This is a genomic window from Flavobacterium undicola, assembly GCF_009909155.2.
GTDB lineage: Bacteria > Bacteroidota > Bacteroidia > Flavobacteriales > Flavobacteriaceae > Flavobacterium > Flavobacterium undicola.
This window is the reverse complement of sequence record NZ_JAAAPM020000002.1, coordinates 61,126-87,296: the sequence shown is the minus strand read 5'-3', so window position 1 is coordinate 87,296 and position 26,171 is coordinate 61,126. Positions and strand designations below refer to the sequence as shown.

At 34.4% G+C, this 26,171-nt stretch carries 23 protein-coding genes; 11 read left to right on the top strand and 12 right to left on the bottom strand.

Features of this window, described 5'->3' with window-relative positions; all coding sequences use genetic code 11:
• Positions 1-77: 77 nt before the first annotated feature.
• Positions 78-1,367, top strand: a complete 1,290-nt coding sequence (gene thrC / locus GTZ96_RS01695) for a threonine synthase (RefSeq protein WP_161640859.1) — start codon at positions 78-80, stop codon at positions 1,365-1,367.
• A gap of 137 nt (positions 1,368-1,504) precedes the next feature.
• Here the strand turns inward: thrC and GTZ96_RS01690 are convergent, their stop codons facing one another.
• Complete coding sequence (locus tag GTZ96_RS01690; RefSeq protein WP_161640858.1) at positions 1,505-2,029, bottom strand: hypothetical protein; 525 nt, start codon at positions 2,027-2,029, stop codon at positions 1,505-1,507.
• Positions 2,026-2,493 (bottom strand): N-acetyltransferase, encoded by a 468-nt coding sequence (locus GTZ96_RS01685; RefSeq protein ID WP_161640857.1) that lies wholly within the window; start codon positions 2,491-2,493, stop codon positions 2,026-2,028. The genes GTZ96_RS01690 and GTZ96_RS01685 overlap by 4 nt, the downstream gene beginning before the upstream one ends.
• Before the next feature lie 424 nt (positions 2,494-2,917).
• On the opposite strand from GTZ96_RS01685, the gene GTZ96_RS01680 reads away from it, so the two are divergent.
• The 7 genes from GTZ96_RS01680 to GTZ96_RS01650 all read left to right on the top strand — a co-directional run bounded on the left by GTZ96_RS01680 (position 2,918) and on the right by GTZ96_RS01650 (position 10,529).
• A complete protein-coding gene (locus GTZ96_RS01680) occupies positions 2,918-3,493 on the top strand; it encodes a methyltransferase family protein (RefSeq protein WP_161640856.1) in 576 nt (191 codons plus the stop codon).
• A 384-nt stretch (positions 3,494-3,877) separates the two neighbouring features.
• Positions 3,878-5,452 (top strand): rhomboid family intramembrane serine protease, encoded by a 1,575-nt coding sequence (locus tag GTZ96_RS01675; RefSeq protein ID WP_161640855.1) that lies wholly within the window; start codon positions 3,878-3,880, stop codon positions 5,450-5,452.
• A gap of 108 nt (positions 5,453-5,560) precedes the next feature.
• Positions 5,561-6,142, top strand: a complete 582-nt coding sequence (locus GTZ96_RS01670; protein ID WP_161640854.1) for a hypothetical protein — start codon at positions 5,561-5,563, stop codon at positions 6,140-6,142.
• 47 nt (positions 6,143-6,189) lie between these two features.
• Positions 6,190-6,669 (top strand): GNAT family N-acetyltransferase, encoded by a 480-nt coding sequence (locus GTZ96_RS01665; protein ID WP_161640853.1) that lies wholly within the window; start codon positions 6,190-6,192, stop codon positions 6,667-6,669.
• A gap of 258 nt (positions 6,670-6,927) precedes the next feature.
• A complete protein-coding gene (locus tag GTZ96_RS01660) occupies positions 6,928-7,272 on the top strand; it encodes a hypothetical protein (protein WP_161640852.1) in 345 nt (114 codons plus the stop codon).
• A gap of 69 nt (positions 7,273-7,341) precedes the next feature.
• Positions 7,342-8,109, top strand: a complete 768-nt coding sequence (locus GTZ96_RS01655) for a phosphatase PAP2 family protein (RefSeq protein ID WP_161640851.1) — start codon at positions 7,342-7,344, stop codon at positions 8,107-8,109.
• Positions 8,110-8,117: 8 nt separating this feature from the next.
• Positions 8,118-10,529, top strand: a complete 2,412-nt coding sequence (locus tag GTZ96_RS01650) for a TonB-dependent receptor domain-containing protein (RefSeq protein WP_161640850.1) — start codon at positions 8,118-8,120, stop codon at positions 10,527-10,529.
• A gap of 101 nt (positions 10,530-10,630) precedes the next feature.
• Here GTZ96_RS01650 and GTZ96_RS01645 read toward each other — a convergent pair whose 3' ends face one another.
• The 5 genes from GTZ96_RS01645 to GTZ96_RS01625 all read right to left on the bottom strand — a co-directional run bounded on the left by GTZ96_RS01645 (position 10,631) and on the right by GTZ96_RS01625 (position 17,918).
• A complete protein-coding gene (locus tag GTZ96_RS01645) occupies positions 10,631-11,113 on the bottom strand; it encodes a hypothetical protein (protein ID WP_161640849.1) in 483 nt (160 codons plus the stop codon).
• A gap of 205 nt (positions 11,114-11,318) precedes the next feature.
• A complete protein-coding gene (locus GTZ96_RS01640) occupies positions 11,319-12,767 on the bottom strand; it encodes a TolC family protein (protein WP_161640848.1) in 1,449 nt (482 codons plus the stop codon).
• A complete protein-coding gene (locus GTZ96_RS01635) occupies positions 12,730-15,927 on the bottom strand; it encodes an efflux RND transporter permease subunit (protein WP_161640847.1) in 3,198 nt (1,065 codons plus the stop codon). Before GTZ96_RS01635 ends, GTZ96_RS01640 begins: the two co-directional genes overlap by 38 nt.
• Positions 15,928-16,047: 120 nt before the next feature.
• Positions 16,048-17,130, bottom strand: a complete 1,083-nt coding sequence (locus tag GTZ96_RS01630; RefSeq protein ID WP_161640846.1) for an efflux RND transporter periplasmic adaptor subunit — start codon at positions 17,128-17,130, stop codon at positions 16,048-16,050.
• A 380-nt stretch (positions 17,131-17,510) separates the two neighbouring features.
• On the bottom strand, positions 17,511-17,918 hold the full coding sequence (locus tag GTZ96_RS01625) for a hypothetical protein (RefSeq protein WP_181033119.1): 408 nt from the start codon (positions 17,916-17,918) through the stop codon (positions 17,511-17,513).
• A gap of 376 nt (positions 17,919-18,294) precedes the next feature.
• On the opposite strand from GTZ96_RS01625, the gene GTZ96_RS01620 reads away from it, so the two are divergent.
• Together GTZ96_RS01620 and GTZ96_RS01615 are read left to right on the top strand one after the other, a co-directional pair.
• Positions 18,295-19,542: a hypothetical protein gene (locus tag GTZ96_RS01620; RefSeq protein WP_161640844.1), complete on the top strand. Its 1,248-nt coding sequence runs from the start codon at positions 18,295-18,297 to the stop codon at positions 19,540-19,542.
• A 143-nt stretch (positions 19,543-19,685) separates the two neighbouring features.
• Entirely contained in the window at positions 19,686-20,084 is a 399-nt protein-coding gene (locus tag GTZ96_RS01615) for a YybH family protein (protein WP_161640843.1), read from the top strand.
• 195 nt (positions 20,085-20,279) lie between these two features.
• Here the strand turns inward: GTZ96_RS01615 and GTZ96_RS01610 are convergent, their stop codons facing one another.
• From GTZ96_RS01610 to glyA, 4 genes are all read right to left on the bottom strand, one after another.
• Positions 20,280-20,774, bottom strand: a complete 495-nt coding sequence (locus GTZ96_RS01610; protein WP_161640842.1) for a GNAT family N-acetyltransferase — start codon at positions 20,772-20,774, stop codon at positions 20,280-20,282.
• A gap of 3 nt (positions 20,775-20,777) precedes the next feature.
• Positions 20,778-21,821, bottom strand: a complete 1,044-nt coding sequence (gene guaC, locus GTZ96_RS01605; protein ID WP_161640841.1) for a GMP reductase — start codon at positions 21,819-21,821, stop codon at positions 20,778-20,780.
• 214 nt (positions 21,822-22,035) lie between these two features.
• On the bottom strand, positions 22,036-22,629 hold the full coding sequence (miaE, locus tag GTZ96_RS01600) for a tRNA-(ms[2]io[6]A)-hydroxylase (protein ID WP_161640840.1): 594 nt from the start codon (positions 22,627-22,629) through the stop codon (positions 22,036-22,038).
• A 98-nt stretch (positions 22,630-22,727) separates the two neighbouring features.
• Positions 22,728-24,002, bottom strand: coding sequence for a serine hydroxymethyltransferase (glyA, locus tag GTZ96_RS01595; protein WP_161640839.1), 1,275 nt, complete (start codon positions 24,000-24,002; stop codon positions 22,728-22,730).
• A gap of 106 nt (positions 24,003-24,108) precedes the next feature.
• Here glyA and fahA point away from each other — a divergent pair, with 106 nt between their 5' ends.
• Positions 24,109-25,392: a fumarylacetoacetase gene (gene fahA / locus GTZ96_RS01590; protein ID WP_161640838.1), complete on the top strand. Its 1,284-nt coding sequence runs from the start codon at positions 24,109-24,111 to the stop codon at positions 25,390-25,392.
• A 74-nt stretch (positions 25,393-25,466) separates the two neighbouring features.
• Here the strand turns inward: fahA and fsa are convergent, their stop codons facing one another.
• Positions 25,467-26,123: a fructose-6-phosphate aldolase gene (fsa, locus tag GTZ96_RS01585; RefSeq protein WP_161640837.1), complete on the bottom strand. Its 657-nt coding sequence runs from the start codon at positions 26,121-26,123 to the stop codon at positions 25,467-25,469.
• Positions 26,124-26,171 lie beyond the last annotated feature (48 nt).

Here is a 26,171-nt window from a genome sequence, read left to right as displayed (position 1 = left end):
ATTAAAATTAATATTCCCGGTTCTACCTCCCTCCCCTTTGGGGAGGGCTGGGGTGGGGATTCTAAAGTATAGCATAAATGAAATATTACAGTTTAAACCATAACGCACCAAAAGTTTCTTTTCAAGAAGCCGTAATTCAAGGATTAGCAGCCGATAAAGGATTGTATTTTCCGGAAAGCATCACTGCCCTTCCTCAATCTTTTTTTGACAATATTGAAAACTTAAGTCATGAGGAAATTGCTTTTGAAGCGATTCAGCAATTTGTTGGTGACGAAATTCCAACAGAAACCCTAAAACAAATCATTTCAGAGACTTTATGCTTTGATTTTCCTGTGGTTCCTGTAGAAAACGGAATCTATTCTCTGGAATTATTCCACGGTCCTACTATGGCGTTTAAGGACGTTGGAGCGCGTTTCATGTCACGTTGTCTGGGTTATTTTAACAAAGACAAAAAAGACAATACCAATACTGTTTTAGTGGCTACTTCCGGAGATACAGGAGGTGCTGTTGCCAGCGGTTTTCTTGGGGTTCAAGGAGTTGAAGTAATCATTCTTTATCCTTCCGGAAAAGTAAGCGACATTCAGGAAAGACAATTAACTACGTTGGGACAAAACATCAAAGCGCTTGAAGTGGATGGTGTTTTTGACGATTGCCAGGACATGGTTAAAAAAGCTTTTTTGGACGAAAGCTTGAAACACAAAAACCTAACTTCGGCTAACTCGATTAATATTGCTCGTTGGTTGCCACAAATGTTTTATTTCTTCTTTGCTTACAAAGCATTGAAGTCACAAAACAAACCTTTAGTATTTTCTTGCCCAAGTGGGAATTTCGGAAATATTTGCGCGGGTATTATCGCTAAGAAAATGGGATTAAACATCGAACATTTTGTAGCTGCTACCAATGTAAATGATACGGTTCCAAGATTCTTAGTAAACGGAATTTACGATCCAAAACCATCTATTGCAACGATTTCGAATGCAATGGACGTAGGAAATCCAAGTAACTTTATCCGTATTCAGGAAATGTATGGAAACGATTTAGCGCAGTTTAAAAAAGATTTTTCTTCTTATACATATACTGACGAAGAAACTCTAGTAGCGCTAAAAAACATATACAATACCGATGGTTACATTGCTGAGCCACACGGAGCCGTAGGTTATTTAGGTTTGAAAAAAGAATTGCAAAACTACCCGAACGCTATTGGTGTTTTCTTAGAAACTGCTCATCCAATCAAGTTTTTAGATGTAGTAGAACCGGCTTTAGGAGTAACATTACCTATTCCAACTCAAATTGAAAGTGTACTGAACAAAGAAAAAGTAAGTACTAAAATTAAAACTTATGATGAATTGAAAGCCTTTTTAGGATAAACTTTCAAAACAAAATAATACAAACGGCTATGGAGTGATCTTTAGCCGTTTTTTTTGTAGCTTTTTTCTAGTCTAAAGTTCTCAATAAAGTTATTTTTCTAAAATTGAAATTGATTTTTGACATTGCTATTGACATTTTAAATGTCAAATACTAAACAATTTTTCACATGTTTGCTTTCCTTTAGTCTTGACTCTTTATCGGTTTGCAATTCATATTCTTTTTGTTTTTCTAATAGTTTATACCAACTTACCGCAGATATGGTATTATTTGAATGCAACTCTAATCGCACAATAGTTTTTTTATTTGGAGTACGCCCTTTATTTAAAATTGAACTTAGTTCAGTTTCAGCTAGCTCAATATCTTTTGCAAAATTCTTATTTATTTTATAATTAAGTTTAATATACTTTCTTAAAAAATAGGCAAAAGAAAAGTCTTTATTATAAGTATTTGATTTTGCATAATCTTCAATCAAAAATTTTAATTGTTGAACTTTAGCATATAAAATTTGATTCTCATTTAATTGTTCTTTCGCTTTTTTACGTGCTAAAAACAATTCATTATCAGCTTCTTGAATTTGTTTTTCCGAAAGTTTAGTTCTAAAAACAAACGCATCAACTTGCTCCTCTTTTGAATATTTCTCATTTAATTTTTCTCTTCTCATAATTCATTTTTTTTTAATAATCTAAACAACGAAATACCTTCTAAAAAAACTTGCTTTCCAGCATCTAGCATTCCATATTTCTCTATATAATGACTCTTTAATTCTGTCTTAGGAAACAATGAAACACATGCATTTTCAGCATAATTTTTAACAGCCTCCCGACAAGCAAATGCAATTAAATTCTCTGCTATATCTTTATATTTTTTATTCTGTCCCCTATTCTCTTTAGACACAGATAACAGTTTTATTTCACACCTTTCTTCTTGTTCAAAATGTTTAATTGCCATCAACCCTAAAATCTCATCAGCACCATCAATTCTTAACTTATAAATTAAATTTTCCTTTTCTTTTTTCCAATCAAAAAAATATTTTGCTTTTGTAATCGATTTAAAATCTTCCTCTGAAACCAATTCTATTACAATATCTTTTTTTGCAGAAGTTTCTAAATGAGTAATTTTTTGCATACGCTAATATACATTAAAATTTACAATAATTGTAAATAATTTACATTTTTTGTAAATTAAAACTAGCCAATCACCTCTATTTTTCCAGCGGTGTACTATTTTTTGATAAATATCAGAAGAACTCAAACGAAGACTCAAATCCCCTAATTAAATATGTGTGAAAAATTTCAAATAAACAAAAGGTCTATTTTGTAATTTGTAAGAATATTTTAATATATTTGAAAAAATATTATATGATAGTTGTTATACATATCTACCTGGAAATGGGTGGCTTTGAATGATTTTGTCATACATAAACTAGTGTCAAGTTAAGCCTTATTTATCATTGAGATATTCAAGCAGTCAATTTGATATGTATTTTTATCGCATCATTATATGGTTAACATAACACTAGTTGGGCGCAACTTAAAGAAACGGATTTGACATGGATATAAAACTTCAAACGATTATTTATTTCTCATATTTATATGGATTCTTTGAGATTTTCATGAGTGTGAGACAAAGACTAAAGCGAAAACAGGATATAGTCAAATCAGGCGATAAATCAAGTATATGGATTCTTTTCATTTTTATTGGGATTGGTTATTTCCTTTCATTTATGATTGGATTTACAAGAATTGGTAGGATTTACAATTGGGATTCTTTTTTTGCAATTGGGGCGATTTTAGCAATAATTGGATTATTGATCCGGATTATTTCAATTTTGACACTTAAGCAACATTTCACTTATACGGTGACAAAAATTGATAATCATGAATTGATAGATACAGGATTATATAAAAACATTAGACATCCCGGATATTTGGGACAATTGATTATTTTCTTTGGTATTTCAATTGCTTTTTCGAACTGGATTTCAATGATTTTAATGATGCTTCCAGTTTTAATTGGATATTTAAATCGGATTAGAGTAGAGGAGATATTTCTTATTGAGCAAATGGGACAAAAATATTTGGATTATCAAGAACGAACTAAAAGACTCATTCCGATGATATACTAAATAAATAAGCAGCACCCAACAGCTCATAAAACATAAGAACCTTAGGCGGTTAGGATACATTTTAGCCCGCTTGCAAGGTTTGTATCGGTAGATATATTCGTAATCACCTCCACTGATCCCGATAGCTCGGATTTGTAATCCGTTCCCACAAAGATGAGCAAATAGATATACTTTGCCGAGTTACTGGATAAGATTGCTTCGCCAGTTCGCTATCGCTCGTGTCCTCATCTTCGGAATGACAATATTGCGGGTATCCCACCTCTGGTGCTCGATTGCATCGAGTACCTACTTAAATGAGAAAACCAATCGTAGCGTTTGCAACGCGAATCACTAAAACATAAATAATTTAAAAAGAAGTCCTCCAACAACAATAACGACATAACATTGGAAACATACATCACGAAACTTAAACACATTCTTCCTACTTTTTTCATAATTGCCACATCAACAATTCTTGGACTTTTACTTTTTCGTTGGCTCTTTGTTATTCAATTTGACATTATAGATATTAAAGAAGAAGTTTGGTGTTTCTGGTTACCGATGGCTTTACCTTGGATACCACTTTTAATTTGGTTACGCCCAAGATTTAGAATACTAACATTCAAAAAGGACAATGACAATGGGCGCTTTTTCTACCAGTTTTTATCAGCTGGGACAATTATTGCTTGTCTTTTGGTTTCTCAAAATTATTTAACGACAGCAACAGGCAAACTTCAAAAGCTTTCGACAATTAGTGATATTGAAAAAGTAGAAAAATCACGCTATTATAAGTTGACAAACTTTTCTGTGGCTAATTATTATGGTGGAACTTATACTGACTTTAGAACAAGTGGAAAATACAATCAACACTTAAATTTCGACATCTATTTTGTTACACCAATTTTGGCTAAAAAATCCGAAAGGATTAATGAAATTCCTAAATACTGGTATGGGGTAAATTTCAAAGAGCAAATTAGTAACAAAATTAATAGTAACGAAAAAGAAAAAAAGTATCAAGCTTTTTATGATGATTGCATTGAAAAAATGAATCGGTATGAATTTCATTCTTTAGACCACTTTGAGAGAAAACCAACATCGGACGACAGACAAAATTATTTAAAAGCCATTGAAGCAAGAACAAAACAAACAGCAGACAATAATTTTATTGTTTTAGAGCCTATCAAAGAAAAATACGAAGACAGAAACGGAAACAAGTTTGCTTGGATTTTCGGTTCATTTGGTATTGGACTTGGTATTTTACTATTCTCATTAATTTGGCCAGGATATAGTGAAATAGAAAGAAAAAGATTTTTAGCTGGTAAAAAACCAAAGCAAGACGATTTGATTAATATGCTTAATTATCTAATTCCAAAAGGCGATCATTTTGCAACTTCAATAATTTTAGACCTAAATATTATTGTCTTTTTATTGATGCTTTTTTCGGGTATTAATATCATTTCACCAAACGGACAGGAATTACTTCAATGGGGTGCAAATAGACGATTTGAAACGACAGATGGTGAATGGTGGCGATTACTTACTAGTATATTTTTACACGGTGGTATTATGCATCTGGTCTTGAACATTTCTGGTCTTGTGATAGCAGCCATTTTTGTTGAGCCATTACTTGGACGAAAAAAATATTTCATTTTATACCTATTGTCTGGACTTTGTGGTAGCCTTGCTAGTATTTATTGGTATCCTAATACAATTAGCGTTGGAGCATCTGGAGCAATTTTCGGACTATATGGGGCAATATTAGGACTGCTTTTGACAAACGCTTTTCCTAAAGGCGGTAAAAAAGGAATTTTGATAATGATTGGGACTTATGTGGCAATAAATCTAGTATGGGGATTGACAGGCGGTATTGACAACGCAGCGCATATTGGTGGACTTTTAAGTGGTGCTTTAATCGGAGTGCTATTATACAAAATTGATGATGGAGAGAAAGTGGCATATAACAGCGATTTGGTCAAGTAGATAGATACTTCAATAACTTGAATGCAAGTCCTCTGCTGTTCGATTACATCGAGTACCTAATTAAATCATAGCGTTTGCAACGCGAATCATTAAAACATAAAAAAAAACATGAAAAAGAACTTAATTTTAATAATTGGATTTTGCTGCTTTACAATGATGTCCTTTACAATGAATGCTATTATTGATTATCTATCAACAGGCTCTGAATTGAGTTTCAATAATGAAAAGTATGATTTAGCCTGGAGTTCGCATCCAAACGCAACTTATTTCAAACAAGAATATTTACGAAAATCAGACAAACTGGAGAAATACGAAAAAATGATTCTCGTAGAAGCTATTAAAACCACTTTGAATCCTGAAAAGGCGAGCCAAATGAAAATCAATGAGCTTGATAACATAAAAAAAGTCAATCCTATAGTCAATTTCAAACAAGTACAAGTATCCAATCAAAACGACAAAATCATTTCGTTTACCATTAGTGGAGGAAATATTCTTGAATGGAATGTGTATCGATACCAACAACAGCAAATTGAAAATGAAAACATGATTATTCTATATGCCTATTCGTATAGAAATTATGTTTCCACTAAAGAAGATGTGACAAAGTTTATGAACTATGTCAAGAATAATGAAAACAAAATGATTGAAACGATCACTAAAACAAACATACCAAAAGTTAAAATAAAATAAATCCCTATTTCAAGAAATGCAGATTTAATACAATATTTAAGTTTTTAATGGCAAAATTAGAATTTCACATTGTTTACCCCGACGACCAAGAGACATTTCAACTTATAGCCAATTGGTATTTAAGTGAGTGGAAAATCCCAACGGATAAAACAATTCAAAGGCTCAAAACGATAACGGCTGACAAATCTCAGTTTCAGGTTTTAATGACACTTGACAATATTCCTGTTTCGACTGGCGGAGTTTACAACCATGTTGGACTACTTGACAAAGAGCCAAAATTTAAAATTCACAAAAACTGGCTGGCACTTGTCTACACCATTCCCGACCAAAGAAATAAAGGCTATGGAGCATTGATTTGTAAATTCATTCAAGACCATTCAAAAACTTTGGAACTTAACACACTACATTTGTTTACTGACACAGCAGAACAACTTTACAAACGGCTTGGATGGACAGCAGTTGAACGTCTTGCAATGGGAGACAGAAATTTAGTTGTAATGAAACTCAATTTACATAACAACGATTGACAAAACAACAGCCTCTAACACAAAGTAAAGGCTCGAGTCCTCCTATCGTTGGGAAGTCAAAATTGTGGAAATAGATTCGAACATCTATGTTTTATGAGTTGGAAAAAACAGCTTAAGTTTTTTTAGACAATTAACTTTTTATAAACAGTCAATCGCTATAAATAAGTTATATTTGGGTTCTATTTTCATACAATTTTGAGACATCTTTTTAACTTCTTTTTATTCGCATACTATACTTTAGGTATAATTTGTTTACCAATGGGGGATTTTTCGACCCTGGTACATTTACCTGAAATGTATAGCCATTGCAAAGAAACAGAAGATCCTGATTTAAATCTTTGTGATTTTATAGGGGAACATCTGATGAATTTAGACGGAATTTTTGAAGCTCATGAAAGTGAAGAAGATGACGATAAACCCCATCAGACTGTAGACTTCGTATCTCTAAATCAAGTAACACAATTAGCTCAAAAAATAACTGTATTCGAATTCAAAAACAACAATCCTTTTGTTGCTTCCTACCAAATAGAAGCCATTGAATTCAAAAATCAGATTTATTTATACAATCCTAATTTTTCTATTTTTCGACCTCCGATAGTTTAATTCTTAATTCGTATTTTTTTTGATATAATTCTCAAGATTATATCTATTACTTATTTGAATTAAATAACTATGCAAAAGACAAATTTTTATATTGCTTTACTGCTTATTGCAGTAGGGCTAAATCTGAGCGCACAAGAATTAGCACCAAAGGACACTACTGTTTTTGTAAAAGATAAAAATCTAAAATTCAATTACAAACAATTAATCCTTCCGGTGAGTTTGATGGGTTATGGTATCATTGGTATCAAAAGTGATGCCCTGAAATCCATTAATTCTGAAATTAAAGAAGAGGTTGAAGAAAATATCGATAAGAAGATAACCATTGATGATTTTTCTCAATACGCCCCAGCTGTAGCTGTTTATGCGCTTAACAATATTGGAATAAAAGGTAAAAACAACCTGAGAGACCGTTCCATTATATTGGCGACATCTTATTTGATTATGTCAGCAACCGTTTTGCCTTTAAAATCCATAACCAAAGTTGAACGCCCTGACGGTAGTTCAAACAACTCTTTTCCTTCCGGTCATACAGCAACCGCATTTGCCGGAGCTGAATTTTTATGGCAGGAATACAAAGATGTTTCCATTTGGTATGGAATTTCGGGCTATCTGGTAGCTGCTGGAACGGGAGCTTTCCGAATATACAACGATCGCCATTGGCTGACTGATGTGGTCATGGGAGCTGGTATAGGAATCCTTTCTACCAAAATTGCCTATTGGACATTTCCTTACATCAATACCTTATTAAAAAAGAAAAATAAAAACAATATTGGAATCATTTCGCCCTTTTATAATGGCTCTCAACTGGGAGTTGGAATGATTTTGAATGTAAAATAATAAAACTCATGAAAATATTTTTTTTAAATATACTCCTCCTTTTTTGCTTACTTACAACCCAATTATGGGCACAAAGCAAGCAAGTAACGGTTTCGGGATTGGTGAAAGAGAATAAAACCAACACCTCTTTATCTTTTGCCAATGTGGTTTTAAAAACGGCCAGTCAAAAAACATTTGCAGCAGGAACCATCACAAACGAAAGTGGCCGGTTTACTTTGACGAATATCAAATCAGGAAATTATATTCTTGAAATTTCCTCATTAGGATATGCAACACACGAACAAGAACTATACATTGGTAATTTATCTGATTATTTAGACTTAAAAGCAATCGAATTGACCGAAAATGTAAATGCACTGGATGAAGTGGTTGTTAACGCTCCCACTTCGACTATTAACTCTAAAATGGATAAAAAATCCTTCTCAATTGCTGATAATATTACACAATCAGGAAGCTCTGTTTTACAAGCCATGCAAAACCTTCCCAGTGTAACGGTGCAAGACGGTAAAGTGCAATTGAGAGGAAATGATAAAGTAATGGTTTTGATTGATGGCAAACAAACGACTTTAACGGGGTTTGGCAGCCAAAGCGGTTTGGATAATATTCCGGCATCAGCTATTGAAAAAATCGAAATCATCAATAATCCTTCTTCGAAATATGATGCCAATGGAAATGCGGGTATCATCAATATCATTTATAAAAAAAATAAAAAAGAAGGTTTTAATGGAAAAGCAGGTTTAACAACGGGTTTGGGTTCTCTATGGATTCGAAAAGAAAACCTGCCTACGATACGTCCGCAATATACTTTGACGCCAAAAATCAATCCGTCACTTTCATTGAATTACCGTAAAAATAAAATCAATGCGTTTTTCCAGGGCGATTATTTATATACCGAAACTTTAAATAAAAACGAATTTGTTACCCGATATTACGACAATGGCGACATTATTAATTCCCAGTTAAAGCGAAACCGAAACACGCATTTCACCACAATAAAATCAGGCTTTGACTGGACTATCGACGACCAAAATACCTTAACTATTTCGGGATTATTTGGCAGTGAAAAAATCATTGATCGAGGGGATCAGCCTTTTTTTAATGCTGATTTATCAGAAAGAAGAAGATTGTGGCAATTTTTGGAAGACGAATTAAAAACAACGGTAATGGCAACAGCGGCTTACCAGCACAAATTTAAAGAACCGGGGCGTTTGTTGAATGTCGGTTTTAATTATACTTTTCACAGAGAAGACGAGAAATATTTTTACGACAACATCCTCCCTAGTTCCTCGGGAACTGATGCCTTCAAATTGTTATCGGACGAAAAAGTCTATGATTTGAATTTTGATTATATCGAACCTTTAAAACAAGGCCGTATTGAAACAGGAATCAAATTACGTAAAAGAGACATTCCTACCAATATGGATTTCAAACCCGGACAAAATTCGGTTATAGATGCTAATGCAGGTGGACCTGCTACTTACAAAGAACTCATTCCTGCCATCTATGGAAATTATGTTTTTGAAAATCAAAAATGGGAAGCCGAACTAGGTTTACGTGTTGAATATGTCGATTTGAATTACGAGGTAAATCCAAATCACAATACCTATAAAAGTAATGGTTACAACTATACGCAACCCTTTCCTAATATGCGACTAGCATATAAATTCAATGAAAACAATAAATTATCCCTCTTTTTTAACCGAAGAGTCGACAGACCTAATGAAGTTGACATTCGAATTTTTCCAAAATATGATGATGCCGAAATTATTAAAGTGGGGAATCCCATGCTGAAACCTCAATTTACCAATTCATTGGAATTGGGTTATAAAAAGAATTGGGAAAAAGGAAATTTATACGCAGCCCTTTACCACCGATTTGCCGATGCCACCATTACCCGAATCTCCAGTACTGTTCCGGGGAGTGAAATTATTTATGCTACTTTTCAAAACGTAAACAAAAGTTACAATTCAGGTATCGAAATGGTATTATCCCAAGACGTTAGCAAACTGTATTCCTTTAATCTCAACATGAATACCTATCGCAACCAGATTGATGCTTTTACGGTAGAGAATAAATATCCGAGTTCGCATTTATTTTCTGCTCCAAAAGAAGTTATGGTTTCCGGAAATCTAAAATGGAATAACAGCTTTCATTTTGCTAAAAAAATAGATGCACAATTAACCGCAATTTATTTAGCACCTGATATTATTCCGCAAGGAAAAATAAAATCACGCTTTTCGGTAGATTTTGGAATCAAAAAAACGGTTCAAAACGGCAAAGGGGAATTCTTTATCAACGCAACTGATGTACTCAATACCATGGTTCCTAAAAAAGAAATTCAGGGTGCCGGTTTTCACTATAGCAGTAATGATTATTATGAAACCCAAGTGATCCGTTTAGGATACAATTATAAATTTTAGCATCTATTAATCAAGCAAAAAGCCTCTAGAACAATTGTTTTAGAGGCTTTTTGTTAAAATAACTTAGTTCAATGATTGCATCGAGTACAGTAACCGACCAATTATTTATCAACGCAGTCAACAGTTAAAAATTTATATTTCACTCTATCAAAATCTATAGGTTTGCCTTTAGCAAAATAGGAACGCCCTAAATAAGTTTCTATTACGCCATTACCTAAAACAAGTGTATCACCCTTTTTTAGCATTGCCAACGGATTTTTGTATATTCTTTTTTCATTCTTTCCTTCAAAAAATGAGTAGTCTGCAAATAAAGTATCTCCATGAAATTCGCCAGTGATTTCTCCAACTTTTTTTGGCATAGCATAAAATTTCATCACCATATTTCCGGAAATTTTCCCATCTTTTAAGGTGTTAATTTTTAACTCAATAGTATCTGTTTCATACAATGCTTTATAACAGCTTACGCTTATGGGCTTTTCTGCCTTGGCCAGAGTAGCTTTAACATCGTTTGAGTTTTGATCATTTTTACAGCTTTGGAATCCAATGCAAGTCAACAGCAAACAAAATAGACTTAGATTTTTCATGTAGGTAATATTTAATTAATAATTGTGCGAATAGCCGTTACTAATTTACACATAAATACGGAACGCTTGCAAGGCAAATCCATAAAAACAGAACTGATTTTCAAACAAATTATTGCTTTTATAAAGAACACAAAATAAATAGAATTACAAAAAAAAGAGCCGAACATCACGTTCGGCTCTTCGTTTATAAAAATGGGAAATGTTGTTACTTCCAACCTCCACCAAGGTTTTTGTACACATTAACCACGGCATTCAATTGGTCTCTTTTAGTATCAATTAATTCCAGTTTCGTTTCTAAAGCATCGCGCTGCGTTAGCAAAACTTCTAAATAATCCACTCTCGCCGATTTAAATAAATCATTCGAAACATTAATCGATTGATCTAAAGCAGCTACTTGTTGCGATTTTAAATCATAACTTTTTTCCAGATTATCAATCTTCGAAAGTTGGTTTGAAACTTCTAAATAAGCATTCAAAACCGTTTTTTCATAGTTGTACAGAGCTTGAAGTTGTCTCGCATTGGCAGAATTAAATTCGGCTTTGATAGCATTTCTGTTAATCAAAGGGGCAGCTAAATCCCCTACCAAATTGTACAATAACGATTCTGGTGTTCTAAACAAATACGAAGGTTTGAACGCATTGAATCCTACTCCTGCCGAAATTTCCAAAGAAGGAAAAAATTCTGCTCTGGCTACTTTCACATCTATTTTGGCAGCTACCAATTCTAATTCGGCTTGTTTAATATCCGGACGATTGCTCAACAACTGAGACGGAATTCCCGCTGCAATTGCTTTAGGAACAATACTCAAAACAGAAGCCTTATCTCTAGGAATTTCTTGTGGATAACGCCCTAACAAAAAGTTGATTTTATTTTCAGTCTCTTTAATATTTTGACGAATATCAAATTCCAAACTTCTTGATTTCAAGACTTCGGCTTTGAATTTTTGTACTGCTAATTCAGTTTCTTTTGCCGCCTCTTTTTGCCATTGTACAATTTCTAAAGCATTCTTTTGAATGGCTATATTTTGTTGTACAATCAGCAATTGGTTATCCAAGGCTTGCAATTCATAATACGAATTAGCAACTTCGGCAACTAAATTAGTCAACACAAAGTTTTTACCTTCTACGGTTGCTAAATACCTCGTTAAGGCTGCTTTTTTAGAGTTGTGGAGTTTGTGCCAAATATCCACTTCCCAATTCGCATAAGCTCCAACGATAAAATCACTCAATGGATCCGGCATTTCTTTTCCTGGTGTGATTTCGGTAGAAGCATCACCTGCACCCTGGCTGGTATAGCGACCTACTTTTTCAATTCCAGAACCAGCACGCAGGCCTACAGTTGGAAACAAAGCCGCCTTTTTAAGACGGACTTCGTTTTTAGCAATTTCGATTTCCTGTAAGGTAATCATCAACTCCTGATTGTTTTGTAGCGCAGTATCAATTAAGTTTTGCAAATTGTTATCGGTAAAGAAATTTCTCCATTGTACCGTAGCGGTATTGGTAGTGTCTTTACTCGAATTATATGCTTCCGGAACCACTGTTTTAGCAGTAGTTTCCATAACTGATGGCGCCTTACATCCTACTACCAGTGCACTTAAACCAAGTGCAACAAAGTATTTATTTAGATTCTTTAGATTTAGATGGACTTTGTACATGATTGTTATCAATTTCTTCAGTTAATGGATTTTCATTTTCATTTTTTATCATCTTGTATTTCTCTGAGATTCTGGCGAATATATAGTACAAGCCCGGAATAATAAATACCCCACAAATTGTTCCTATAAGCATTCCTCCCGCTGCGGCTGTACCGATGGTTCTGTTTCCAATTTTACCTGGTCCGGAAGCAAAAACTAACGGAATCAAACCGGCAATAAACGCAAATGAAGTCATTAAAATAGGACGGAATCTCGCCTTAGCACCTTCCATAGCCGCTTCCAATACCGTTTTTCCTGCAACGTGTCGCTGGATTGCAAATTCAACAATCAAAACGGCATTTTTACCTAGTAACCCTATCAACATTACCATGGCAACCTGTGCATAGATATTGTTTTCCAGACCCGTAAATTTCAATAAAATGAACGCTCCAAAGATTCCCGCAGGTAAAGACAGAATTACTGATAATGGCAGAATAAAACTTTCGTATTGCGCCGCCAAAACCAAATAAACGAAGGCTAAACAGATAAGGAAAACCCAAATGGCTTGATTTCCTTGTGCCACCTCATCGGCAGAGATACCAGCCCAGTCAATGTCATACCCTCTAGGTAATTTCTCAGCAGCCACTTGTTGAATCACTTTAATGGCCGTTCCACTACTGTATCCCGGAGCTGCACCACCACTAATTTCAGTAGAAGTGTACATGTTATGTCTGGTAATTTCTGATAGTCCGTACACCTTTTCTAATTTCATAAAGGCCGAAAAAGGAACCATTTCATCACGGTTGTTTTTCACATAAAGCTTTAAAATATCCTCTGGCAAGGCACGATATTCAGGAGCTGCCTGAACGATTACCTTATAGTTAATTCCGTACTTAATAAAACTGATTTCGTAGTTACTTCCCACAAGAGTTGACAAAGTGTTCATCGCATTTTCGATAGAAACGCCTTTTTGCTGAGCCAAATCATTGTCGACCTTCATCATAAACTGAGGGAAACTCGCACTAAAGAAACTAAACACGTTAGTTAATTCAGGACGTTTGTTCAATTCTTCCACAAACTCTTTATTGACAGCTTCCAGTTTTTTGAAATCACTAGTCCCTGTTTTATCCAATAAGCGAAGTTCGAATCCTCCTGCTGCTCCATATCCTGGTACCGCTGGTGGTTGGAAAAATTCGATATTGGCACCTGAAATGTCTTTAGATTTTTCTTCTAATTCAGTCATAATCTCCTGAACAGATTGCTTTCTATCATTCCAATCCTTAAGGTTGATCAAACAGGTTCCTGCATTTGAACCAGTACCTTCAGTCAAAATTTCATAACCTGCTAATGAAGAAACCGATTTTACTCCTTCTACACCTTCAGCAATTTTTTGCAGTTTTTCGGCAATATTATTGGTTCTTTCTAATGATGATCCCGGAGGCGTTTGAATAATCGCATAAAACATCCCTTGATCCTCGTTTGGAATAAATCCTGAAGGAACCGTACTACTGGTAATCCATATTCCGGCACAAAAAGCAATTAAGGTTATAAAAGTCACTGCTCTTCTGCTGACAATCTTTGCTAATAAGTTTTGATATTTCCCTTGTGCAATGTTGAACTTGTTGTTAAAACCATCCAAAAACATATTGATAGGCGTCTTCTTTTTGGCTTGACCATGATTGTTTTTCAACATCATTGCACAAAGTGCAGGCGTTAATGTCAATGCTACAATTCCCGAAAGGATAATTGCTGTTGCCATTGTAATCGAAAATTGGCGGTAGAATACCCCAACCGGACCTGACATAAACGCAACCGGAAGAAATACCGCAGCCATCAGGAACGTAATAGCAATAATAGCTCCTGCAATCTCATGCATGGCTTTTTTAGTAGCCTTTAAAGCCGAAAGATGTTCTTCCTCCATCTTGGCATGGACGGCCTCGATAACCACAATGGCATCATCGACAACGACTCCAATAGCCAAAACCAAAGCAAATAACGTAATTAAGTTCAATGAAATATCAAAAAATGTCATGAATACAAAAGTTCCAATCAACGATACAGGTACTGCAATAGCCGGGATAACAGTCGAACGCCAATCGCCCAAGAAAATAAACACAACCAATCCCACCAAAATAAAGGCTTCAATTAAGGTGTGAATTACTTTTTCGATAGAAGCATCTAAGAATTTAGAAACGTCATACGAAATTTCATAATCCATTCCTTTTGGGAATTTTTTCTTGATGGTTTCTAATTTGGCTTTCAAATCTTCAATAACCTGATTGGCATTACTACCAAAAGATTGTTTTAATACAATTGCCGCCGATGGTCTTCCATTTAAATTCGAATAGATATCATACATCGAGCTACCAAATTCAACATTGGCTACATCTTTCAAACGTAGAATTTCCCCATCCGCACTAGATCTTAGTACAATATTACCATACTGTTCTTTAGTTGTAAAACGACCTGAATATTTCAATACATACTCAAATGCTTGCGAACGTTTTCCTGATGCCTCCCCTGTTTTACCTGGTGAAGCTTCTAAACTCTGACTTGATAAAGCTTCCATTACCTCTTCGGCAGAAATTTTATAAGCCAGCATACGATCAGGCTTCAGCCAAATACGCATAGCATATTCACGTGTTCCCAAAATATCTCCGGATCCAACACCATTTACCCTTTTCAATTCAGATAAAACGTTGATATCGGCATAATTGTACAAGAACTTTTGATCGGTATTTTTATCAGTACTAAAAAGGTTGACATACATCAACATACTTGGAACCTCACGGGTAATTTTCACACCCTCTCTTACCACTAATGGCGGTAATTTATTAACCACAGAAGCCACACGGTTTTGTACGTTAATGGCAGCCTGGTTAGGATCAGTACCTAAGTTAAAAACTACTTGGATACTTGCTTCACCGTCATTTCCCGCATCTGAAGTCATGTATTTCATTCCCGGAACTCCATTTAAAGCTCTTTCTAAAGGAATAACAACCGATTTGATCATCAATTCTCCATTAGATCCCGGATAATCTGCGGTAATATTCACCATTGGCGGTGATATCGAAGGGAATTGCGTAATAGGTAAATTCATTACCGACAAAACCCCTAAAAAGACAATAATGAGCGATATTACTATCGACAAAACTGGTCTTTGAATAAATTTATTAAACATTTGTTTCTATTTTTTATGATTAAACCAAACTGGAATTTAATGGTATCAGCTTGGTTCTATTTACTTTTTTAAGTTCAAACAACTACTGAAAACTAAATACTGAAAACTGATTACTTGAATTTATTCTGCTTTTAATCGCAAATGAGTAATAACTTCCTGAGGTGCTATGTATTTATATTGAATTTTATCATTCTCTTTTACTTTCTGAACTCCTTCCAATAAAATTTTGTCGTTCTCTGTTATTCCTCCATCAATCATATACAAATCAGGGATTTCACCTTTTATTGTGATTTCTTTAGAACTTACTACATCATTTTTACCCACGACAAAAACATATTTTTTATCCTGAATTTCATAAGTCGCTTTTTGTGGAATCACAATCACATTATGAAGAGGAACTTCCATCAATACTTTTCCTGTTTCGCCGTGTTTAAGCAATTTATCAGGATTAGGGAATCGGGATCTGAAAGCAATGTTTCCTGTTTCGCTATCAAATTCACTTTCGATAACTTCTACATTTCCTTTGTATTTCAAACGGGTACCATTAGCTAAAAGTAAGCTCACCTTGCTATCAGCTCTGTTTTTAATATTGGTTTCATAGTCTAAATATTCCGGTTCAGAAACATTAAAATAAGCATACATCTGAGAGTTATCAGAAAGGCTGGTTAACAGTTCTCCTTCGTCAATAAGGCTTCCTAATTTTTTTGGAAGTCTATCAATAGTTCCCGAAAATGGTGCTTTGATTACTGTGGCAGACAAATGGAATTTAGCCATAGCCATTTCAGCTCTAGCCTGATCTAATTTAGTTTGCGCTAGAGCCAATTCATTTTTAGAAACCACATTTTTATCAGAAAGGCTTTTTGTATTCTGAAGTTCAATTTCGGCAGTTCTCACTTCTGCTTTCGACTTTTGGTATTCAGCCTCATACATAGTTGGTAAAATTTGGAATAATACTTGACCTTCTCTCACATATTGACCTTCGTCAACATATATTTTTTGTAAAAACCCTTTTTCAAGAGCTCTCACTTCGATGTTTCTAACAGATCTTATCTGTGAAACATATTCTTTCGTAAAAGAAGTATCAACTCGAACAGGATTGGTTACCGTGAATTTTTCAGCTTCTTCTTTTTCTTCTTTCTTAGAGTTACAACTCGTTAAGCACACAAGGGCGATAAGCCCGGATAAAATGGCAATTCTCTTCATAATTTTTTTAAAGAAATTGAATAATTGATATTTAGTATTTGGAATATTTACTGTTAAAAAAGGCCATGAAAGACCATACAAAGCTTAAGACTGCTTTCGTAAAAATTATTAATTTAATCCGTTGAGTTGATTATCAAAAATGGTAATCCGAATGTTTTTTTGCGTAGCAAAACCAAACAAAGCTTCTCCATATACTTTGCTACTGGAAATTGCATTAATCAATCTCGTTTTGTCATCATAGATGAAAGCGAAGGACAAAACGCCGCGACGAATTAGTCAAACTAACAAAAAATGATCATCAAAACAATTACACTCAATGGAATGGTTTATTTACGTAAGCGCCAATAAATAATGTATTTACAACCGAAAAGAGGTGGTTATCAAATTCTTAAAACGCTTTGTAAAATGTAAAGAGGTTGTGAATAAGTAAAATAAGACTTGAAGTTTTTGAAGCCTTTAAAATTATTTTTTAAAATAACTAAACCTAAAAATTCTAATTGCCATTGATTAACTAAATCATTGGTAAGTGAAGAAATTTTATTTGATTTATCTATGTCATTGTTATTTTCTTCTGCCGAATCGAAATCAGCATCTTCAAAAATCCTGTTAGTATCAACTGAATTGCCTAAAGAACAAGGTTGTTCTATGCTTTGGCTATGAGATGACGAAGCGCATACACAGTAAGGCTGCGCATGATTGATAACGCTATGTGTTCCATTGAAAAGGAATAATGAACACAGAAAAATAAAAAATACAGTTGCTCTCATTTCTTCTGCAAATGTAAACAAACATTGAAATTAAAAATCAATTTTATGATTTTGTTAAAGAAAAATATTGATTAACTCGTTAACAATGCAGAAAAAGCAGTTAAACGACTAATATCAACATAAGCTTAATTGCTACACAAGCATCATGCTGTTAATTTTTATTTTTTTACATCAACATCAATTACGTCTGGCTTTAGCCAGATGATTAGAATTTGAATATAATGAGGCTTTAGCCAAAACTTTATTTTATTTTTTGGATAAAGCCAATTTGGAATCTTAATTTTTGTAAGATTTATTTATATATTTGAGAAATAATGTATAACAGTTGTCATCCATATCTACCCAAAAACGGGTGACATGGTCATACATATAAACGAGTTAGCAACAATTATAAAAAATGAAACTTACAAAAGAACAATTACTTGAAATAAACGAAATAAATAGGGTTATTATTGGATTTGCTGATTATTTTGCTGATTATGAAGAGGAATTACTTTTTTCGGAAAAAAGAATACAAGAAATACTTGACGAGAAAGAAGACATTGAAAGCATTGATATTAGTTTTCCTGGTGAACACGATATTGTTTCGATTGAAACATCACAATTCTTAGAACTTGGAAATGAAATTAAATCAATCAAAATAATTAATAAGAATTATATCAAAACTAACCAACGCAGTTACTATATAGTTGCGGCAACAGATTCAGAAGAAAACCATGTTTTGAGTGAATATAGTGATATTAAAACAACTGCATCAAATGGAACTAGAATAAACATCTTAACTGAATCTATAATTGTTGGTTTAGCAGCAACAAAACTAGGAGAATATGACAGAGATTACTGGGGTACATTTAGCCAGTATATTTCAATTGAAATTATTTATGATTATGTAGAAAATGTTTTGACTAAAGAAAAAGAAATTGACCTTTTAAATTCCTTTATCTTTGAAGTTGCTGATAGCACAGGCATTGCATTAAATTTTTCTGAAATTAGAAATCCTATAGATGATTATTATGAATATGACGAAACAGAAAAACTAACTCAAACACTTAGAGAACTAGAACCGTTTAACGAAGGTATGAAGCTTTTTGTTTCTGCGGTACAAATAAAGGATTCAGAATTAAAATTCCTTAATTTTTATAAGGTTTTAGAGCATTTCGCACCAATCGCTGTAAATATTGAAGCAAATGAATTAATGAGAAAAAAACTTGATGCACCAAAAAGTTCATTTGAAGATGGGGACTTTATAAGATCAGTATTTGAGCTTGCTAATTCTATGCGTGATAAATCCAATGATGAAGACTTAATTAAGGCTTCATTTATTTCCTGCATTGATTTTGTTGGATTATTTAAAAAATTACCCCTATCAATTAAAAAGAAAATAAAAAAACATCTAAATATAACTGAAATCACTTACTCACTTGACAAACAAAATATAAATACTGCAAGTAATATTGCTGCAAAAATCATATACAAAACTAGGAATAAAGTTGTACACGCAAAATCAAATTTCAACTTGACTGGCGATGAAATAGATGTGGAAGAAATCAATGATCTAAATGAATTTATGAAAGAAGCAAGTTCACAAGCAATTCGATGGTATTCAAGACAGCCCAATCATCATAAACTAGAAATAATTAAATAAGTGTTGCTAAACAGACACTACAGCGGATTTAGGTAATTGTCTTAATAAAAACTTGGTTTTGTGTCTTTGAAGTCAGTAAAAATCGAAAGTTTATGTTTATTTAATCCACAACAGCCAATCATTAAACAATAAAAAACAAAACAATGACAGATAAATTTGATAGGACAATTCCAGCTGATGCAGTAAAATATTTTCGCAGTTGCATTGTAAACGGTGACTTACAAGGAGCATTAAGTTGTTTTGACAAAGATGCAACATACATTGAGAGAGACGGACAAGAAATTACAGGCTTAGACAATATTGCAAAATCAATGGAACATCTTTGTACTTGGAAACCTAAAATAACAGGAAGTAAACACAGGGTTACAATTGTAGGAGACCTTGCTATTTGGGTTGATAAATGGTCCCTAAATGCAATAATGCCCGATGGAAATCCTGTTGAAATGGATGGTGCAACAAGTTGTATGATGAAGAAAAACGACGAAGGAATTTGGTTATGGTTAGTGGACAATCCATTTGCAGCAGAAGTTTTTCAAAACTAACTACTTGCAGTTATACAAACAAAAAGCACGCCCCCCACTACCCCATAGCGCGGATTTGTAATCCGTGCCCACAAAAATGAGTAAATAGAAATACTTTGCCGAATTACTGGATGAGATTGCTTCGCCAGTTCGCTATCGCTCATGTACTCATTCTTCGGAATGACAAAATTGCGGGTACCTTACTCAATACCAAAATCAAATCCTCTTCTCCATAACATAATCTTCCATTAAATAACCATATTCTAACTCAATATCGATTGCTTCAATGATTTCGAAACCTAATTTTTGATAGAAAGTCAAAGCCTTATTGAACCGGTTGACATTTAATAAAAGTGTAGTAGCATTGTTTTCTTTTGCAAATTGAGCTACAGAATCAATCAATAGCTTACCGATTCCTTTTCCTTGAGTTTCGGGAAGAATATAAATTTTATGGATTTTTGTAGTATTTCCATCTTCATAATGATGTTCGAAAGAAGCAAAACCTAAAATAGTATCCGCTTCTTTAGCAAATATGAATTCATGCCCATTTTCTATATTGGCTCGCAAGGCTGCATCCGAATAAAAAGCGTTGAGCATGTACTCTAATTGCGCTGGAGATAAAATTTCGCCATACGTAAGCGGCCAGGTTTTATGAGCTATTTCAGTAATACTTTTTAAATCGGCAACGGTAGCTTTAACAATACGTATCATTTGTTATTCATTCGTAAAAACTCTATTTTCCTGTTCGCTTACACGTATAAAAGTAGTTCTTTTAGTCAATTCTTTTAGTCGGGACGCACCTACATAAGTACAGCTGCTGCGCAAACCACCCAAAATATCTAAAACGGTATCTACTACATCGCCTTTAAAAGGAATTTTCACTGCCTTTCCTTCACTGGCTCTGTATTCGGCAACGCCACCTACGTGTTTGTTCATAGCTGTGGTAGAACTCATGCCGTAAAACTGTTTGAATTTTCTACCATTCATTTCCAGTAGTTCTCCTCCACTTTCGGTATGACCAGCGAGCATTCCGCCCAACATGACAAAATCAGAACCGGCACCAAAGGCTTTGGCTACATCTCCCGGAGTGGTACAACCACCATCACTAATAATGTGACCTCCTAATCCGTGAGCTGCATCGGCACATTCGATAATTGCCGAAAGTTGCGGATACCCCACACCTGTTTTTATTCGGGTAGTACAAACCGAACCTGGACCAATTCCGACTTTTATAATATCGGCACCGGCCAAAAGTAATTCTTCTACCATTTCGCCAGTAACCACATTCCCTGCAATGATTACCTTATCAGGAAATTGTTTTCGGGTTTGTTTTAAGAAGTTCACAAAATGCTCCGAATACCCATTGGCAACATCAATACAAATGAATTTCAATAAGGGATTAGCAGCAACAATTTCGATTACTTTTTTGAAATCATTTTTTCCAGTTCCTGTACTAACCGCTATATAATCATAAAAATCAGGCGAAACATCTTCAAGAAATGCATTCCATTCTGAAACCGAATAATGCTTATGAATAGCAGTGAATAATTTGTGTTTAGCTAATTCGCTAGCCATTTGAAAAGTTCCTACCGTATCCATATTCGCAGCCATAATAGGAATGCCATTCCACTTCGCGGTACTGTGCAAAAACTTAAATTCCCTTTCTAAAGAAACCTCAGCCCTACTTTTTAATGTAGAACGTTTGGGTCTAATCATTACATCTTTAAAGCCTAATTTTAGATCGGTTTCTATTCGCATAGCCTTGAATTTTGGTTACTTTCAAATATAGCGATTTTAGATTATTAAACCTGAAAAATATTGAACACTAATGAGACGAATTCTAAAAAATTTCGCAAAGATTCACTAAGATCCCACAGAGATTCACCAAGCTTTCTAATTTTACGCTTTTTAACTTTACTCGACGTTAAAAACTAAGACTGAACACTAAAAACGGAACACTGATCACTAAAAACTATCCGTGAATGGTTTCGTTTTTTCCATAATTAGAAATAATGGATTCTTCGAATTCCAGCCATTCTCTCCAACGTTTTTCTACATCAATTCCTTCGCCATATTTTCGGGCATAAGTAATAAAAGTAGTGTAATGTCCTGCTTCGCTTTCCATTAATTCTCTATAAAAAATAGCTAATTCTTCGTCCTGAATGTTTTCTGAAAGCACTTTAAAACGTTCGCAACTTCTGGCTTCAATCATTGCCGAAAAAAGCAATCTTTCGACCAAACCAGAAACACGGCTTCCGTTTCCGCTTCTTTTCATGTATTGGTACAATTCGTTTACATAATCGTCTTTTCGTTCGCGACCTAACTTTAATCCGCGTTTGATGATGATGTTATGTACTTGTTCGAAATGATCGATTTCTTCTTTGGCTAGAGCCAATAAATCTTTAACCAAATCCTGGTGTTCTGAATTATTAGTGATAATGGTAATCGCGTTGGTCGCTGCTTTTTGCTCACACCAAGCATGATCGGTCAAGATTTCTTCTATGTTTTTCTCTACAATATTCACCCATCTTGGGTCGGTTGGCAATTGTAATCGTAATACGCCCATGTTTTTAGTCTTAAGGTTAAAAGTCCTGAAAAGCAAAAGTCGAAAGTCAAAAATTATACTTTCGACTTTCGACTTTAAAAATTTGGTAACTTATTTTATTAGAAAACAAAAATCGCTCTTTCGCTCATCATTTCGTTTACTTCTTCAGCTACTTCTTCGATAATATCTTCGTTAGTATGATTTGTCAATACTTTATCAATCATAGCAACAATAGTTTCCATATCTTCTTCTAACAAACCACGAGTTGTAACTGCAGCAGTTCCTACACGGATACCAGAAGTAACAAATGGAGATTTATCGTCAAATGGAACCATGTTTTTATTTACAGTGATTTCTGCTTTTACCAAAGCATTTTCAGCATCTTTTCCAGAAATGCCTTTGTTTCTTAAGTCAATTAACATCATGTGGTTATCAGTACCTCCAGAGATAATATCGTATCCTCTTTTTACAAAAGCATCAGCCATTGCATTAGCATTCTTTTGCAATTGACGTGCGTAAGTAAAGAACTCATCTTGTAAAGCTTCACCAAAAGCAACCGCTTTAGCAGCAATAATGTGCATTAAAGGTCCACCTTGATTTCCAGGAAAAACAGCTAAGTCTAATAAAGAAGACATCATTCTGATTTCACCTTTTGGAGTAGTTAATCCCCATGGGTTTTCGAAATCTTTCCCCATCAAAATCAAACCACCACGTGGTCCACGTAAAGTTTTGTGAGTTGTAGTAGTTACAATATGACAGTGAGGAATTGGATCGTTCATTAATCCTTTAGCAATTAAACCTGCTGGGTGAGAAATATCAGCCATTAAAATTGCACCTACGCTATCAGCAATTACTCTAAAACGAGCAAAATCCATATCACGAGAATAAGCCGAAGCTCCAGCGATGATTAATTTTGGCTGCTCTTTAGTAGCAATTTCTTGAATTTTATCATAGTTCAAACGACCTGTTTCTTTGTCAACACCGTAAAAAACCGGGTTGTAAACACGTCCTGAGAAGTTTACAGGAGAACCGTGAGTCAAGTGACCACCGTGAGATAAATCAAAACCTAAAATTTTGTCACCAGGTTTCAAACAAGCGTGAAACACTGACGCGTTAGCCTGAGAACCAGAGTGTGGTTGAACGTTAGCATACACAGCTCCAAACAATTCTTTAGCTCTATCAATTGCAATTTGCTCAATAACATCTACCACTTCACAACCTCCGTAGTATCTTTTACCTGGATATCCTTCTGCATATTTGTTTGTCAAAACTGAACCAGCAGCTTCTATTACTTCATCACTTACAAAGTTCTCAGAAGCAATAAGTTCTAAGCCATGTATTTGTCTATCTTGTTCCTCAAGAATAAGTTCAAAAATTTGTTTGTCGCGTTGCATTTTTTAGATTTTAAATAATTTAGCGCAAAAATACAAAAAAACGTTTGCTAAACAGTTAGATTATGATATATTTGATATATAATTTTCAACAAAAAATTAACAAAACATGCCAATATCAGCCAACGACACTAAGAGAAAATCTTGGATAGAAGTTCCTAAAAACAGTGATTTCCCGATCCAAAACATTCCTTTTGGTGTATTCTTAACGAAAGAAAACGTCGTAACGGTAGGAACCCGCATTGGCGATTCGGCTATTGATTTAGGTGCATTACACCAATTGGGATACTTTTCGGGTATTGAATTAACAGATGATATGTTCATACAAGATACCTTGAATGATTTTATTTCTGACGGAAAAAAAACATGGCGATTAGTTCGCAATCGTATCGCTGATATTTTTGACGAAAACAATCCAAGTTTGCGTGACAACGCTGCTCATAAAGACATCCTTATATTTAAGATCGATGACGTAGAAATGCAATTGCCTGTATTAATAGGTGATTATACCGATTTTTATTCGAGTAAAATCCATGCATCGAATGTTGGAAAGATGATTCGCAACGAAGAAAATGCTTTGTTACCTAACTGGCCTCAAATGCCTATTGGTTATCACGGAAGAAGTTCAACAATAATCCCATCTGGAATTCCGGTTCACAGACCTATTGGACAAAGTTTACCCTTTGAAGGATCTACACCGGTTTTTGGCGCATCACGTTTGATAGATTTCGAATTAGAAACTGCTTTCATCACTACCGATGCTAATGTAATGGGAGAAATGATTCCTATTAGCGAAGCCGAAGATTATATTTTCGGAATGGTTTTGTTAAACGATTGGACTGCACGCGACATTCAAAAATGGGAATACATGCCTTTAGGCCCTTTTTTATCTAAAAACTTTGCCACTTCTATATCGCCATGGATTGTAACTATGGATGCTTTAGAGCCATTTAGAGTAGCCAGTCCAAAACAGAATCCGAGTCCGCTTCCTTATTTACAACAAAAAGGAAGACATACTTTTGATATCAATCTTGAAGTTAGCATACAGCCTGAAAATGCCGAGCCGACTATAGTTTCTAAATCCAATTTCAAACACATGTATTGGACTATGAACCAGCAATTAACTCACCACACCTCTAATGGTTGCCGAGTGAATTCAGGTGATATGATGGGTTCTGGAGCTATTTCCGGCCCTACCGAAGATAGTTATGGTTCGATGCTAGAATTGACTTGGGGAGGAGAAAAACCGCTGAAACTGAATGATGGTAGCGAACGTAAATTTATCAATGACAACGATACTATTACCTTGAAAGGCTTTTGCGAAAACAGCCAGGTTCGTATTGGTTTTGGAGAAGTTTCCAGTAAATTACTTCCTCCATTCGTAAGAAAATAAACAAACAACTAACATGAAAAAAGTCCCGTCTGAATTAACAAACGGGACTTTTTTATTGGGATAAAAGTAAAATATTACTTGTTTCCTTTTTCGAAATCAGCAATAAATTGAGCTAATCCGATATCAGTTAATGGGTGTTTCAACAAACCATAAATTGCAGAAAGAGGTCCTGTCATAACATCTGCACCAATTTTAGCACAGTTTACAATATGCATAGTATGACGAATAGAAGCTGCAAGAATTTGAGTTTCGTAACCATAGTTATCATAGATATCTCTAATTTCCTGGATCAAGTTCAATCCATCAGTAGAAACATCATCTAATCTTCCTAAGAATGGAGAAACATAAGTAGCACCCGCTTTAGCAGCTAATAAAGCTTGACCAGCAGAGAACACTAAAGTTACGTTAGTTTTGATTCCTTTATCAGAAAAATATTTAGCAGCCTGAACTCCTTCTTTAGTCATAGGCAATTTAACTACGATTTGCTCGTGTAATTCAGCTAATTCTTCACCTTCTCTTACCATTCCGTCAAAGTCCAAAGCATTTACCTCAGCACTTACATCACCATCAACAAGATTACAAATGTCAACATAATGTTTTAAGATGCTATCTTTTCCTGTGATACCTTCTTTAGCCATCAAAGATGGGTTTGTAGTTACACCATCTAATACACCTAAAGATTGTGCTTCTTTAATTTGAGCTAAATTAGCCGTGTCAATAAAAAATTTCATAATTTATATATTTAATTGTTTTTAGTTCATTATTAAAAGTGTTTTTTT

Excerpts from the sequence above, each read along its gene's own strand:
- GTZ96_RS01635 (WP_161640847.1), bottom strand. The coding sequence starts at position 15,927 with ATGTTTAATAAATTTATTCAAAGACCAGTTTTGTCGATAGTAATATCG.
- thrC (WP_161640859.1), top strand. The coding sequence starts at position 78 with ATGAAATATTACAGTTTAAACCATAACGCACCAAAAGTTTCTTTTCAA.
- GTZ96_RS01620 (WP_161640844.1), top strand. The coding sequence starts at position 18,295 with ATGAAACTTACAAAAGAACAATTACTTGAAATAAACGAAATAAATAGG.
- GTZ96_RS01615 (WP_161640843.1), top strand. The coding sequence starts at position 19,686 with ATGACAGATAAATTTGATAGGACAATTCCAGCTGATGCAGTAAAATAT.
- GTZ96_RS01690 (WP_161640858.1), bottom strand. The coding sequence starts at position 2,029 with ATGAGAAGAGAAAAATTAAATGAGAAATATTCAAAAGAGGAGCAAGTT.
- guaC (WP_161640841.1), bottom strand. The coding sequence starts at position 21,821 with ATGCGAATAGAAACCGATCTAAAATTAGGCTTTAAAGATGTAATGATT.
- GTZ96_RS01645 (WP_161640849.1), bottom strand. The coding sequence starts at position 11,113 with ATGAAAAATCTAAGTCTATTTTGTTTGCTGTTGACTTGCATTGGATTC.
- GTZ96_RS01640 (WP_161640848.1), bottom strand. The coding sequence starts at position 12,767 with ATGTACAAAGTCCATCTAAATCTAAAGAATCTAAATAAATACTTTGTT.
- fahA (WP_161640838.1), top strand. The coding sequence starts at position 24,109 with ATGCCAATATCAGCCAACGACACTAAGAGAAAATCTTGGATAGAAGTT.
- miaE (WP_161640840.1), bottom strand. The coding sequence starts at position 22,629 with ATGGGCGTATTACGATTACAATTGCCAACCGACCCAAGATGGGTGAAT.
- GTZ96_RS01665 (WP_161640853.1), top strand. The coding sequence starts at position 6,190 with ATGGCAAAATTAGAATTTCACATTGTTTACCCCGACGACCAAGAGACA.
- GTZ96_RS01650 (WP_161640850.1), top strand. The coding sequence starts at position 8,118 with ATGAAAATATTTTTTTTAAATATACTCCTCCTTTTTTGCTTACTTACA.
- GTZ96_RS01660 (WP_161640852.1), top strand. The coding sequence starts at position 6,928 with ATGGGGGATTTTTCGACCCTGGTACATTTACCTGAAATGTATAGCCAT.
- GTZ96_RS01610 (WP_161640842.1), bottom strand. The coding sequence starts at position 20,774 with ATGATACGTATTGTTAAAGCTACCGTTGCCGATTTAAAAAGTATTACT.
- fsa (WP_161640837.1), bottom strand. The coding sequence starts at position 26,123 with ATGAAATTTTTTATTGACACGGCTAATTTAGCTCAAATTAAAGAAGCA.
- GTZ96_RS01655 (WP_161640851.1), top strand. The coding sequence starts at position 7,342 with ATGCAAAAGACAAATTTTTATATTGCTTTACTGCTTATTGCAGTAGGG.
- GTZ96_RS01670 (WP_161640854.1), top strand. The coding sequence starts at position 5,561 with ATGAAAAAGAACTTAATTTTAATAATTGGATTTTGCTGCTTTACAATG.
- GTZ96_RS01630 (WP_161640846.1), bottom strand. The coding sequence starts at position 17,130 with ATGAAGAGAATTGCCATTTTATCCGGGCTTATCGCCCTTGTGTGCTTA.
- GTZ96_RS01685 (WP_161640857.1), bottom strand. The coding sequence starts at position 2,493 with ATGCAAAAAATTACTCATTTAGAAACTTCTGCAAAAAAAGATATTGTA.
- glyA (WP_161640839.1), bottom strand. The coding sequence starts at position 24,002 with ATGCAACGCGACAAACAAATTTTTGAACTTATTCTTGAGGAACAAGAT.
- GTZ96_RS01680 (WP_161640856.1), top strand. The coding sequence starts at position 2,918 with ATGGATATAAAACTTCAAACGATTATTTATTTCTCATATTTATATGGA.